Annotated in this window: 11 protein-coding genes; 5 read left to right on the forward strand and 6 right to left on the reverse strand. The window is 70.8% G+C overall.

What is annotated here, in order from left to right:
* Positions 1-7 precede the first annotated feature (7 nt).
* Positions 8-1,564 carry a PAS domain S-box protein gene (locus AC3AOF_RS30315; RefSeq protein ID WP_488349306.1) on the reverse strand — a complete coding sequence of 519 codons (1,557 nt, stop codon included), beginning with the start codon at positions 1,562-1,564 and terminating at the stop codon, positions 8-10.
* Positions 1,565-2,333: 769 nt separating this feature from the next.
* Between AC3AOF_RS30315 and AC3AOF_RS30320 the strand changes: the two genes are divergently transcribed.
* Together AC3AOF_RS30320 and AC3AOF_RS30325 are read left to right on the forward strand one after the other, a co-directional pair.
* Positions 2,334-2,756: a Ros/MucR family transcriptional regulator gene (locus AC3AOF_RS30320; protein ID WP_488349307.1), complete on the forward strand. Its 423-nt coding sequence runs from the start codon at positions 2,334-2,336 to the stop codon at positions 2,754-2,756.
* 157 nt (positions 2,757-2,913) lie between these two features.
* Positions 2,914-3,624 (forward strand): class I SAM-dependent methyltransferase, encoded by a 711-nt coding sequence (locus tag AC3AOF_RS30325; RefSeq protein ID WP_488349308.1) that lies wholly within the window; start codon positions 2,914-2,916, stop codon positions 3,622-3,624.
* Positions 3,625-3,649: 25 nt separating this feature from the next.
* Here the strand turns inward: AC3AOF_RS30325 and AC3AOF_RS30330 are convergent, their stop codons facing one another.
* From AC3AOF_RS30330 to AC3AOF_RS30350, 5 genes are all read right to left on the reverse strand, one after another.
* The gene (locus AC3AOF_RS30330) at positions 3,650-3,844 is read right to left on the reverse strand and encodes a hypothetical protein (RefSeq protein ID WP_488349309.1); all 195 of its coding nucleotides are present in this window, start codon (positions 3,842-3,844) and stop codon (positions 3,650-3,652) included.
* An 85-nt stretch (positions 3,845-3,929) separates the two neighbouring features.
* Positions 3,930-5,498, reverse strand: a complete 1,569-nt coding sequence (locus AC3AOF_RS30335; protein ID WP_488349458.1) for an arylsulfatase — start codon at positions 5,496-5,498, stop codon at positions 3,930-3,932.
* Positions 5,499-5,629: 131 nt separating this feature from the next.
* Positions 5,630-6,601: a formylglycine-generating enzyme family protein gene (locus tag AC3AOF_RS30340; protein WP_236993075.1), complete on the reverse strand. Its 972-nt coding sequence runs from the start codon at positions 6,599-6,601 to the stop codon at positions 5,630-5,632.
* A 60-nt stretch (positions 6,602-6,661) separates the two neighbouring features.
* Positions 6,662-7,396 carry an aquaporin Z gene (gene aqpZ, locus AC3AOF_RS30345; RefSeq protein WP_236993074.1) on the reverse strand — a complete coding sequence of 245 codons (735 nt, stop codon included), beginning with the start codon at positions 7,394-7,396 and terminating at the stop codon, positions 6,662-6,664.
* Positions 7,397-7,562: 166 nt separating this feature from the next.
* Complete coding sequence (locus AC3AOF_RS30350) at positions 7,563-9,521, reverse strand: mechanosensitive ion channel family protein (RefSeq protein WP_488349310.1); 1,959 nt, start codon at positions 9,519-9,521, stop codon at positions 7,563-7,565.
* 179 nt (positions 9,522-9,700) lie between these two features.
* Here AC3AOF_RS30350 and AC3AOF_RS30355 point away from each other — a divergent pair, with 179 nt between their 5' ends.
* The 3 genes from AC3AOF_RS30355 to AC3AOF_RS30365 all read left to right on the forward strand — a co-directional run bounded on the left by AC3AOF_RS30355 (position 9,701) and on the right by AC3AOF_RS30365 (position 13,115).
* On the forward strand, positions 9,701-10,288 hold the full coding sequence (locus tag AC3AOF_RS30355) for an HdeD family acid-resistance protein (protein ID WP_236993072.1): 588 nt from the start codon (positions 9,701-9,703) through the stop codon (positions 10,286-10,288).
* Between the two features lie 61 nt (positions 10,289-10,349).
* Positions 10,350-10,622 (forward strand): hypothetical protein, encoded by a 273-nt coding sequence (locus AC3AOF_RS30360; protein WP_236993071.1) that lies wholly within the window; start codon positions 10,350-10,352, stop codon positions 10,620-10,622.
* 378 nt (positions 10,623-11,000) lie between these two features.
* Positions 11,001-13,115 carry an alkyl/aryl-sulfatase gene (locus AC3AOF_RS30365; protein WP_488349311.1) on the forward strand — a complete coding sequence of 705 codons (2,115 nt, stop codon included), beginning with the start codon at positions 11,001-11,003 and terminating at the stop codon, positions 13,113-13,115.
* The last annotated feature ends 127 nt before the right edge of the window (positions 13,116-13,242 follow it).

Genomic DNA, 13,242 nt, shown 5'->3' on the forward strand with positions numbered 1-13,242 from the left:
TCAATCGTCATGGCCCCGATCCCCGTCGCGCGTCGCCGGCATGGTCGGCCGGCAGGATCAGCCGGAAAGTGGCGCCGCCGGACGCGTTGCGCTCGACCTCCAGTCGCCCGCCATGCGCCTCGGTGATGGTGCGGCAGATCGAGAGGCCGACGCCCATGCCGCCGGGCTTGGTGGTGACGAAGGGCTGGAACAGGCGCCCGGCCACGTCCTCGGCGATGCCGGGCCCCGTATCCGAGACGGCGATCTCGACCCTGTCGGGCGCGAGGCGCCGCGCGGCGATGCCGAGTTCGCGGCGGGGGCCCTGCGCCACGGCCTCGCGGGCGTTGCGGATCAGGTTGACCAGCACCTGCTGGATCTGCACCCGGTCGGCCAGGTCCGAGCCGGCCCGCCGGTCGAGGGCGAGGCGCAAGGCAACCCCCTGCTCGCGGGCGCCCACCATGGCGAGCGCGCAGGCATCCTCGATCAGCCGCGCGACCGGCTCGACGCGGCGCTCGGTCTCGCCCCGCGCCACGAAGTCGCGCAGGCGGCGGATGATCTGGCCGGCCCGCAGCGCCTGCTCGGCGACCTTGTCGAGGACCTCGACCGCCGTGGCGACGGAGCCGGGATCGGAATGGGCGAGGAGGCGGCGGCACCCCTTGGTGTAGTTGGTGATGGCGCCGAGCGGCTGGTTGAGCTCGTGGGCGAGCGTCGAGGCCATCTCGCCCATCGCGCTCAGGCGCGAGACGTGGACCAGTTCGGACTGGAGTTCCTGCAGGCGGGCCTGGATCCGCTGGTACTCGGTCAGGTCGTCGACGAAGCCGGTGAAGAAGACCTGCGTCCCCGAGCGCATCTCCCCGACGGCGAGCTCCATCGGGAAGGTCGAGCCGTCGCGCCGGCGCCCCGTCACCACCCGGGTGGTGCCGATGATGCGGCGCTCCCCCGTGCGGCGGTAGCGGGCGAGGCAGTCGTCGTGCTCGGACCCCATCGGCTCGGGCATGAGGATCCGGACGTTCTGCCCGATCGCCTCGCCGGCCGCGTAGCCGAACAGGCGCTCGGCGGCGGCGCTGAAGGAGTGGATCAGGCCGGCCTCGTCGATGACCACCATCGCGTCCGGCACGGTGTCGAGGATGGAACGCAGATGGGCCTCGCGGGCCCGCAGGTCGGCCTCGACCCGCTTCTGCTCGTCGATGCTGACGATGATGCCGCGGTGCCGGACCGGTTTTCCGTCGGCGTCGAGGTGCACCTGGCCCCGCGAGCGCAACCAGCAACACTCGCCGTCGGGCCGCACGACGCGATAGACGATCTCGTAGGCGCCGCCCTCCGCCAGGGCGCGCCGGATCGCCTCGGCCCTCATGGGCCGGTCGTCGGGGTGCACGAGGTCCTGGGTCGCCGCGAACGTCGTCAGACGGTCGGACGGGACGCCGAAGAGGCGGGCACAGGCCGGCGAGACCGTGATCGGGCCCCGCGACACGTCCAGCGACCAGATGCAGACGCCGACCTCGTCGAGGGTCCGCCGAAGCTCGTCGGCACTGAGAAGGTCGGTGCCGCCTGGATCCACAGGCGCTGCGGTCACCGGGTCGATCATCGCTCAGTCCGGAAGCGAGGCTCCAGGCTCGCTCTCTCGCGCATTATCGCTTCGCGCGCCCTGCCTGTGGCTATCATTTGATAGCGGCGCGGTTCCCGCCCGGGGTGTCTCCAGCCGCGTCACCGTTTCACGGGCGATTCGCTGCTTGACCGGAGCAGTCCGGCCCACGCATGCCCGCGGATACTAAATTGGAGTATATTGATCGAGATGGCACCTCTCTGCAGAGCAAGCCCGGCGGAGCGGAGGCGGCATTGTCTTGGTGACATGAAGGACTGCAGAGAGGAATCCCGTCCGCTGCATTGACCTTGGGGACGTCGGCCGCGATCCGGCATAGCAGAGGTACAGGCGGGATCGATGCATCGCGTGCGGCGCGACATGCAAGCACGGGCTCGGTTGGATTCCCCTGCGGACACCGCCCGCGAAGAGCCGGGACACTCCATCTCCCTTGCTCGACCGCAAGCCGTGCCGCATGCGCCAGATGCCGCGAGAAAAGACGGCAACATCGCCGGCCCTCGGCGCTCGCCTCCGTGTCGTTCGACAGCGTCGCCCGCGCGCTGGACGGGCCGGCTCGTCCCGGGATCCTTCGCGAGGTCGGTCTGACCGCGCCCAAGTCTATGCAAGAGCCATCGTCATGCCGCAGCATCCGACCTGGATTTGTCGTGTCCGGAGCGCAATCCACAGGGCATGAATGACTTTATTTGATATTTTTCACGCATTCGTCCAATGGAAGAGTGATGCCGAGACAGAAATCGCAGGATCGTAATACCGCATGACAAAAATCGACACTTCTGGATACGATCTGATTAGCCTCGCAGCCAGCATCGTTTCGTCCTATGTGACGAGGAATAGCCTGCCCGCCGCGGACCTCCCGGGGCTGATCACGACGACGCATGCGGCGCTCGGCAAGCTCAGCGCCCCGGCCGAACCGGAGCCCGTCCGCCCGCAGCCGCCCGTGGCGATCAGGAAGACGGTGGGCTACGATTACATCATCAGTCTGGAAGACGGCCGGAAGTATAAGGCCTTGAAGCGCCACCTCACGAGCCGCGGCCTCACGGCCGAGGAATACCGGCAGAAATGGGGGTTGCCGGCCGATTATCCGATGGTGTGCGAGGCCTATGCGAAAACCCGGTCCGATCTGGCCAAGAGCAACGGCCTGGGTCAGTCGCGAGGCGCAGGATCGCGATTGCGGTAACGATCGCGACCCGACCCTTCACGGCCCGCTACGCCTGAACGGGTCGTTTCGCCGGAGCGATGCGCGCATCGGCGCGGCCGCCGGCGCACCCTGTTCGAGCGTGGCCTTCGGCTTTCCGTCACCACCGGCCGGCCCGCCGACGCGCAAGGACGCGATGATGCCGCACGACCGACCGCGCCTGCCGGACGACGGCCGCCCCGTCGTCCTCGCCCATGAGACGTTCCTGGCGAGTCGGGAGGCCTTGGCCTCCCTGTCGCTGAAGGACAGGTTCCGGTTCATCCACGACCACAATCTCTGGGGCGCGGCGACGTCGGCATCGGGCCTCGGCTCGGAGGCGGGTGCCACGCGGGCGATCCGCGACGGGCTGCCCGGCCTCCTCGACGGATTGGGCGTCGCGACCCTGCTCGATGCGCCGTGCGGCGATGCCGGCTGGATCGTGGGCGTCGATCTCGGCGCGATCCGTTACGTCGGGGTCGACATCGTGCCCGACCTGATCGCCCGGAACAGGACCGAACATCCGCCCGGATTCGAGTTCCGCGTCGCCGACATCACGCGCGACACGCTGCCGGAGGCCGATGCCATCCTGTGCCGCGACGGCCTCGTTCATCTCAGTTTCTCGAACATCGACGGGGCTCTGGCGAATTTCAGGCGCTCGGGCGCACGCTGGCTCGTCACGACGACCTTCACGCAGTGGCAGGCCAACCGGGATTGCGAGGACGGCGATTGGCGCGCCCTCAATTTCGAGCGCGCGCCCTTCGCCTGGGGACCGCCGCTGCGGCTCCTGGACGAGCGCTGCGAGGAAGGCGGCGGCGGGTGGCGCGACAAGAGCCTCGCCGTGTGGGATCTCGCCGCGACCGCCCGGCCGTGAGGGGCGCGGCGAGGGCCCCCGCGGTCTATCGCTTGTCGGTCTTCCGCCCCGGGTCCGACGAACGGTTTCCCCGCTCGCGGTGGGCCCGGTGGCGGCCGCCCCAGCCGAAGCCCCGGACGACGACGAGATGGGAATCCCGCATCGCCGGAGCCGTGGCGGGCACGGGACCGGGCCAGGCGAGCGCGGCCGGCGGCCGCATCACCGCGATCAGCGATGCCACGAGGACAGGTCCTGCGATCCGTCGAGAAAGACGCATGGTCGGCTCCGTTCTGTCGTGTCCGCGTTGCCGGTGGAACGGCCATGCGTCATTGGCCCGACGCCTCCATCGACTTCTGCATCTGCTCGATGATCTGGTCGACGCTGAAGCTCGCGGCGCGCTGGCGCGGCGGGAAGTCCCGGAACGTCGCCAGGAACTTCGCGACCTCGGCCTGCGCCGCGAAGACGAGATAGGGCTGCGACAGGAACCAGTCGTAATAGGTGTTCGACGTGACGTCGGCGCGCTCGTACGGATCGGCCCGCAGGTCGAACAGCTTGGGGACGCGCAGGCGGGTAAACGGCTCGGCCCAGACCCGCAGGGTTCCCAGCGCCCGCTGCTCCTCGAACACGAGCTTCCAGTTCTCGTAGCGCAGTCCGACGAGATCGCCGTCGTCGTTGAAGTAGAAGAACGAGTTGCGCGCCCCGCGCTCCTGCCGTCCCGTGAGGTAGGGAAGCTGGTTGTAGCCGTCGAGATGGACCCGGAAGGTCCGCGGGCCGACGCCGTAGCCCGTCAGGAGCTTGGCGACGATGTCGGGCTCGCCGGCGGCGGCCATCAGGGTCGGCAGCCAGTCGAGGCCGCTGACGATCTCGTTCGAGGCCGACGCCGCCTGGATGCGGCCCGGCCAGCGGATCATGCAGGGCACCCGGAAGGCCCCCTCCCAGTTGGTGTTCTTCTCGCTCCGGAACGGCGTGACCGCCGCGTCCGGCCAGGAATTCAGGTGCGGGCCGTTGTCGGTCGTGTAGAGCACGATGGTGTCGTTCGCGATGCCGAGCTCGTCGAGCGCCTTCAGGAGCCGGCCGACATGGCCGTCATGCTCGACCATGCCGTCGGCGTATTCCGTGCGCGCGGTCAGGCCCGGCGGGCTGCGTCGGCTCTCGGCGACATGGGTGCGGAAGTGCATCCGGGTCGCGTTGAACCAACAGAAGAAGGGTGTGTTCGCCCGCACCTGCCGCTGCATGAAGTCGATCGCCGCCGCCGAGGTCTCGTCGTCGATCGTCTCCATGCGCTTGCGGGTCAGCGGGCCGGTATCCTCGATCCGGCCATCGGCCGAGGCGCGCAGGACGCCGCGCGGCCCGAACCGCTTGCGGAAGGCGGGGTCGCGCGGATAGGTCCGCTGCTCCGGCTCCTCCTCGGCGTTGAGGTGGTAGAGGTTGCCGAAGAACTCGTCGAAGCCGTGCTTCGTCGGCAGGAACTCGTCGCGGTCGCCGAGGTGGTTCTTGCCGAATTGGCCGGTGGCGTAGCCGAGCGGCTTGAGCAGTTCGGCGAGCGTCACGTCCTCCTTCTGCAGCCCGACCGTCGCGCCGGGCACGCCGACCTTCGACAGGCCGGTGCGCAAGGTCGCCTGCCCGGTGATGAAGGTGGAGCGGCCCGCCGTGCAGCTCTGCTCGGCGTAGTAATCGGTGAAGATCATGCCCTCGCGGGCGATCCGGTCGATGTTGGGCGTGCGGTAGCCCACCAGGCCGAAGGTGTAGGCGCTGATGTTCGATTGCCCGACGTCGTCGCCGAACATCACCAGGATGTTGACGGGACGGCCCGCGCCGGCGGGCCGGAGCGGCGCCGGCTGGGGCGCCGGGGCAGGCTGCTGGGCTCGCGCCGGCACGGCCCCTGTCCCCGCCATCGCGGCGGCGAGCGCGCTGCCGCCGAGCAGGATGCGGCGGCGGTCGAGGATCCCGTCGGAGTCGCCCGCGCGGTGGGCGGCGTCTGCCGATCCTGGATCCGCCGGTCGTTGCTCCGTCAGTCGTTGCTCCGTCATGGCCCTCTCCTCTCGACGCAGCGGAAGCCGACATGGCTCGTGGAGGTATCGACCGGGTGGGGGTGGCGCGCCGCCGGGCGGTAGCGGCGGCAGTAATTCGGCGCGCAGAGATGCGAGCCGCCCTTGAGCACCCGGCGCGGGATGGGACCCGCGGGCTCGCCCGGATCGTAGCTCGCGTCCTCCCGGCCCCCGCGAGGGTTCCGGGGAATGCAGCAGGCGCCCGGCGCCTCGTCGGGGTGGCGCGGCACGAAGAAGTCGGCGGTCCATTCCCAGACGTTGCCGATCATGTCGTGCAGGCCGTAGCCGTTCGGCGGGAAGGCGGTGACCGGCGAGGTGCGCTCGTAGCCGTCCTCGGCCGAGTTCTCGTACGGGAAGGCGCCCTGCCAGGTATTGGCCCGGTGCCGCCCGCCCGGCACGAGCGTGTCGCCCCAGGCGAATTCGGCCCCGTCGAGGCCGCCGCGCGCCGCGTATTCCCATTCCGCCTCGGTCGGCAGCGCCTTGCCGGCCCAGGCCGCGTAGGCCGCGGCATCGGCATAGGCGACGTGCACCACCGGATGGTCGTCGAGGCCGGCGATCGAGGAGCCGGGCCCGAGCGGGCAGCGCCAATGGGCGCCGGGCCGGAAGCGCCACCAGGCGAGGGGGTTGCGCAGGTCGACCGGTCCCTTCGGCGGCTTGAACACGAGCGAGCCCGGCTTCAGCTTGTGCGGGAGCGCGCCCGGATAATCCGCGGCGCGCGGCGCCCGCTCGGCGAGCGTCACGTGGCCCGTCGCCCGCACGAAGGCGCGGAACCGGGCATTCGTGACCGGCGTGCGGTCGATCCAGAACCCGTCGACGGCGACGCGGTGGACCGGCGCCTCCTCGGGATAGTGGCGGTCCGAGCCCATGCGGAAGGTTCCGCCGGGCAGGAAGACCATGTCGTCCCGTGCCGGCGGTGCGTCGGGGCGGTCGAGGGGAATCGCGTGCGGCATCGCTCGCTCCTCGGCGTCTTCGGATCGGGTCGTCGGGGTCGTCGGGGTTCCGATCCCGGCTCACTCCGCCGGGGCGGGCGGTGCCATGCCGGCGACCTGGACCGGGGGCTCCTCGCTCATCGCGCGGTAGAGGACGCCGCCCAGGACCCCGCCGGCGATCGGCGCGACCCAGAACAGCCACAGCTGCGCCAGCGCCCATCCGCCTACGAACACGGCCGGGCCGGTGCTGCGGGCCGGATTGACCGACAGGTTGGTGATCGGGATGCCGACGAGGTGGACGAGGGTCAGGCACAGGCCGATCGCCAGGGGCGCAAAGCCCACCGGCGCCTTGCCGTGGGTCGCCCCCATGATCACGAACAGGAACATCGCCGTCAGCACCACCTCGGCGAGGAGGCAGGACATCAGGGAATACTGCCCGGGCGAGTGCTCGCCGTAGCCGTTGGCCGCAAAGCCCTTGGCGAGGTCGAAGCCGGGCGCGCCGGCGGCGATCGCGTAGAGCAGAGCCGCCGCGACGAGGCCGCCGAGAACCTGCGCGATCACGTAGGGCGCGATGTCGTGGGCGGGAAACCGGCCTCCGGCCGCAAGCCCGATCGTCACCGCCGGGTTGAGGTGGCAGCCCGAGATGTGGCCGATCGCGTAGGCCATGGTGACGACGGTGAGACCGAAGGCGAGCGCGACGCCGAGGAGCCCGATACCGACCTGCGGGAAGGCGGCGGCGATGACGGCGCTGCCGCAGCCGGCGAAGGTGAGCCAGAAGGTGCCGATCGCCTCGGCGGTGCATTTGCGGATGTCCATGGCGGCCTCCCTCCGTCAGGTGGGCCGGTCGCGGGAGCGCGGCGGTGAAGGCGCCGGGCCGCCCGCGGCCGTCGCGGTCGTGCATCGTAGGGGCGCGCCGGCCCGGCCGGTTTGAGCCAGGTCAATGCCGGGCCGCACGGCGTTTCGTCGCCCGGGGAGTGAGGGCTCAGCGGGCGGCGTGCTCTGCCAGCGGGCCGCGCGTGCCGGGCATCAGGCTCGGATGCGCGACCGCGACGATGCCGTTGTCGTGGAAGGCCCGCTGCACCGCCGCCAGCACGGCCTTCCGAATCGCGAATTGCCGCCCGGCGCGGGCCTTGAACTTGCCCCGGATGACCAGCGTCCCGTCCTCGACCGCGGCGATGCCCTGGCTCTTGAACGGCTCCAGCAGATCCGGGCGCAACTCCGGATCGGCCTCGAGGTCCCGGCCGATCTGCTTGAACAGCCGGCGCACCTTCTCGACGTCGGTGTCGAAGGCGACCCGGAAGGCCAGCTTCTCGATGACCCAGTCGCGGCTGTAGTTCTGCACCTTGCCGATCTGGCCGTAGGGGATGGTCGCGAGCGCGCCGCGAGGATGGCGCAGCGAGACCGAGCGGATCGAGATCTTCTCCACGCTGCCCTTGGCGCCGGCGGTCTCGATGTATTCGCCGAGGCGGAAGGCGTCGTCGGCAAGGAAGAACAGGCCCGACACCACGTCCTTGACCAGGGATTGGGAGCCGAAGCCGATGGCGAGGCCGAACACCGACAGCCCGGTGACCAGGGGCCAGACGTTGATCCCGAGCGCCAGGAGGACCGACAGGACCGCGAGCGCGGCGAGCCCCGCCTTCGCCGCCCCGGCGAGCAGGGGCAGGACCGTGCCGAGGCGCGTCCGCGGCGCCTCCTCGGCCTCCTCGCCCCCGGATTCCGCCCCCGCGCCCCGCTCCCCGGCCAGGAGCCGGCCGGCGGCGACCCCGATCACGTTCCACAGATAGGCGGTGGCGAGCGCGACGGCGGCGATCTCCATCAGGGTCCGGGCGAGCGTTCCGACCGCGATGCCGAGACCGAGGGCGGCGGGCGCCCCCCACAGGGCGGCGAGCGCCGCGCCGATCACCGCGGCGAGCGCCATCCGGGCGGTGCGGCGGGCCGCGACCGCCGCCGCCGGGACCGTCTCGACCTGGAAACCCCGTTCGGCCCAGGCGGCGATCCGCCCGTCGCAATGCGGCCAGGTCAGCACGAGGACCAGCGTGACCAGGGTCGCGAGCGGCGGGAGCGGGCGCCCGAGCGTCGTCGCCACCTGCGAGGCCGCGAGTGTCACCGCGACGACGGCGACGGCGGCGACCGGCCAGCACCGGGCGAGGAGGCGCCGCGCCCCGCTGCGCGGACGCGGTCCGGCGAGCGCGGCGGCGAGCGGCCGGCCGGAGCGCAGATAGGCGCCCGCGATCAGGCCGGCGGTCGGCAGCGCCACGAACGCCGTCCCGACGAGGTCGCGCAGGCCGCTGCCGGCCTCCCAGATCGCCAGCGTCCTCAGGAGGGCGATGCCGCCGAGCGCCCAGGTCACCGCCACGGTAAGGTCCCGCGCCAGTGGACCGAGACGCTTGCGGTGCGGGGCGGCGGATCGCTCCAGGATCGCGGCCCGGATCAGCGACGCGGCGAGCCCGGCGAGCGGGACGACGAGGGCCCAGGCGCGAAAGGTACGACGGACGGCCTCCGCCTCCCCGGCGACGAGGGTGGCGGCGACGAGGCCGGCGGCCAGCGCGGCGGCGGCGGCGAGGACGCGGCGTGCGAGAAACCTCCCGCTCGCTCCCCCGAAGGAGTCGCCATGGGCGCGGGCCGTCAGCCGGTATGCCGCGAGGCCCGCGACCAGCACGGCCGCGATCCCGGCCAGGAGCGGCATCGGCGACCAGTCGGCGGCGGCGAGGGTGGAGCGGACGAGGTCGAGATCGTTGCCGGCCGCCATCATCTGGTCGAGCCGCGCCCGCAGCCCGCCGGAGAACGCCGCCACGGCCCGGTCGACAGGCTCGACCACCGCCTCGGACCAGTCGGCATGCGTGGACGCCGCGCGGCCCTCCACGGTCATGAGGATGAGGACAAGGGAAGCCGAGGCCGGAAGCCGGGGGCAGGTCGGGCGCGGGCGGCGGCGATCGAACACGGCAGGGGATGTCCCGTCTCCGACGAGCCCCTCGGCCATCCGAGCGGCGGGATCGTACCGCGCCCGGCGGAATACTTCATATTGATCCACATCAACGCCATACCGTCAATATCGCCCACACAATCCCGACCATTTCGACACTATCGACTCTCGCTCACAACTGAAGATGGAGGCGACAGATGAGCGGTTCGGCAATCTTCGATCGGTCGCCGCTCGGCGCGGGGCGCGACCGTGGATGGTTCATCGCGATCGGCTGCGCCTTGCTGCTCCTCGGTGCCGCGGGCCTGTTCATGGTCACGACGCTGACGATCGCCAGCACGCTGTGGTTCGGCATCCTGTTGCTCGTCGCCGGCATCGTCGAGATCGTCGAAGCCCTCGCGCGGTCCGACGAGGCGGAAGCGCTCAGCTCCCGCATCGGGCGCTTCCTGGCCGGCCTGATGTATCTCATCGGCGGGCTCTACGCGGTCTTCCGGCCCCTCGAGGCCTCGCTCGCCCTCACGCTCGTTCTCGGGGCAACCCTGATCGCCTCGGGCGTGGCGCGGGCGATCTGGGCCGCCGCCCACGAGATGCGGACGTCCCGCGCCGCCGTGATCCTGTTCTCCGTGCTCTCGGTGCTGCTGGGCGCCGCCATCATCGGGCAGTGGCCGTATTCCGGCCTGTGGGCGATCGGGCTGTTCGTCTCCTGCGACCTCCTGGGCACCGGCCTGTCCTGGCTCGGGGTCGGCCTGTTCGGCGAGGCACAGGCCGCGCCGGCCCTCTCGCGGTGAGACGGCCCCGGTGGCGCCGCCATGCGGGTTCGACATGCAGTCCAACCAGGGAGTGAAGGCCATGGGATCGATGAAGGGAACCCGGGAAACGCTGTCGCGTCGTGCCGTCCTGGCGGGCTTCTCGTCCGCCGCCGTGGCGGCGGCCGGGCTCGCCGTCGCGGCGCGAACCGCCGAAGCCGCGATGCCGAGCGTTGGGATGGCGAGCCTGGGGCAGGTCGGCGGGCCGAACGACGACCCGCTCGTGCAGAAGGCCCAGGCCGTCATCGTGGCCCCACGGCGGCGGCGCCGCGTCTGCTGGTGGCGGGGCGGGCGCCGGGTCTGCACCTGGCGTTGATGGTTTGCACGGACGAGTATCCGGCGCCGACTACGGTACATGAGGTGCAAGAAGGCCGCGGTGATCCTCCGTCCCACCCGCAACCTCATCCTGAGGTGCGACTGAAAGGAGCCTCGAAGGAGGGATCCAGAAGTCTCGGCGATCCCTGGAGCCCTCCTTCGAGGTCAGCCGATCTTCGATCGACCAACACCTCAGATGAGGTCGCGGGTGGGAGAGGTGGGCCCCTCGGATGATCCGCCCCGGCGAGGACCGTGGGTGCCGACGACTTGGCACTTGCGATTCGTCACTAAAGACTTGGCACCAAAGACTTGGCGCGATTGCCTTTGCGCCGACCGAGCCGGGCCTTCCGGCTCGACCCGCCCGGAACGGAGCGAGCCGATGTCGACGAGACGCGCGTTCATCAAGGCGCTGCCGGGCGCGGGGGCCGCCTTCTCCCTCGCCGGCAGCGCCGTCTGGGGCGAGGGCGCCCCTCGGGCGGGGGACGAGCGGACCGTCCCGGCCTTCGCCGACCATTTCCACCCGCAGGGCAAGCCGCCCTCCGCCTTCACCCGGGAGGTGCTGCGGCGGGCGCGGTCCACCCTCCCCTTCTCGGACGAGCGGGACTTCGCGGAGCAGCGCAGGGGGCTGATCGCCCCGATGACCGCGATGACGATCCCGGCCGATGCCGGTCATCTGGCCTGGGACATGCGGCCGTTCCGGTTCCTCGACGAAGAGGACGCGTTCGACACCATCCATCCGTCCCTGCTCAGGATCTCGCGGCTCAACAACAATTACGGGCTCTACGAGGTGATTCCGGGCATCTACCAGGTGCGCGGCTTCGATCTTTCCGACCTCACCTTCGTGCGCGGCCGGACCGGGTGGATCGTGTTCGATCCGCTCGTCAGCCGGGAAACGGCGCGGGCCGCCCTCGCGCTGTTCCAGGAGCATGTCGGCGAGGGGCGGCCGGTCTCGGCGGTGATCTATTCCCACACCCACGGCGACCATTGGGGCGGCGTGCGCGGCGTGGTCGACGAGGAGGACGTGCGCTCCGGCAAGGTGCCGGTGATCGCGCCCGCGGGCTTCCTCGCCCACACCGTGGCGGAGAACGTCTATGCCGGCAACGCCATGAACCGGCGCCTGTTCTACCAGTACGGGCTGCTCCTGCCGTCCGGCCCGCACGGCTATGTCGGGCAGGGGCTCGGCCAGCGCGTCTCGGCCGGGGCGAGCGGGCTGATCGCCCCGACGCGCCACGTCGAGAAGCCGATCGAGGAATTCGAGGTCGACGGTGTCCGGATGGTCTTCCAGAACACGCCGGACACCGAAGCGCCCCGCGAGATGAACACCTACCTGCCGGACATGAAGGCGCTCTGGATGGCGGAGAACGTCATCGCCTCCCTGCACAACATCTACACCCTGCGGGGCGCGCCGGTGCGCGATCCGCTCAACTGGTCGAAATACATCAACGAGGCGCTCTACCGCTTCGGCCGCGAAGCCGAGGTGATGTTTGCCTCCCACCATTGGCCGCGCTGGGGCAACGCGCGGATCCAGGAGGTCCTGCGGGCGCAGCGCGACCTCTACGCCCACATGAACAACCAGGTGCTCCACTTGGCAAACCAGGGCGTGACGATCAACGAGATCCACACTGTCTACGCCTTGCCGAAAAGCCTGCAGCAGACCTGGCATTGCCGCGGCTATCACGGCTCGCCGGAGCACAACAGCCGCGGGGTGATCCAGCGCTATCTCGGCTTCTGGGACTGCAACCCGGCGACGCTGATCCCGCTGCCGGCCTCCGAGAGCGCACCGCTCTACGTCGAGATGATGGGCGGGGCGGGCGCGATCCTCGCCCGCGGCCGGCGCCTGCACGACGAGGGGAAGTATCGCCTGGCCCAGGAGATCGTGAACACGCTGATCCAGGCCGAGCCGCACAACCGAGCCGCCAAGGAACTGCTCGCCGACATCTTCGAGCAGATCGGCTATCAGCAGGAGAATCCCGGCCTGCGCAACAGCTTCCTCTCCGGCGCCTACGAGCTGCGCTCCGGCATCCCCGAGGGCGCGACCGCGAATTCGAGCAGCCCCGACGTGGTGCGGGCGATGACGACCGAGCTGTTCCTGAACTTCCTCGGCATCCGCATGGACAGCCGCAAGGCGGAGGGACTGCGCTTCACGATCAACCTCGTCACGCCGGACAACGGCGAACGGTTCGTGATCGAGATGGAGAACGCGACGCTCACCAACATCGCGGGCTTCCAGGCCGAGAATCCGGACCTGACGCTCACCATCGACCGGGCCGAGCTCGAGCGGACGATGACCGGCGAAAGGACCCTGGAGGCGCAGATCGCCGACGGGACCGCGCGGGTCGAGGGCGATGCCGGGATCCTGGCGCAGCTCGCCGCCACGATGGTCGCGTTCGATCCGCGCTTCGAGATCATGCCGGGCACCAAGCCGGGCGCCCCCCACGGGCAGAGGCAGGCCGACGCCTACCGGGCCGAGCCCCGTGCCGTGATCGCCGAGTAGCCGGACGGCCGGGCGCCGGGGCCGGTGGACCCTGATCCAGATCAAGGCCCGTCAGCCCGGCCCGTCCAGAGTACGGGGCGACGCCGCTCGGGAGCCGATCGGCGCAACGCCCCGGAGGCCGTGAGCG

The sequence above is a fragment of the Methylobacterium sp. 142-1Y genome, assembly GCF_057747795.1.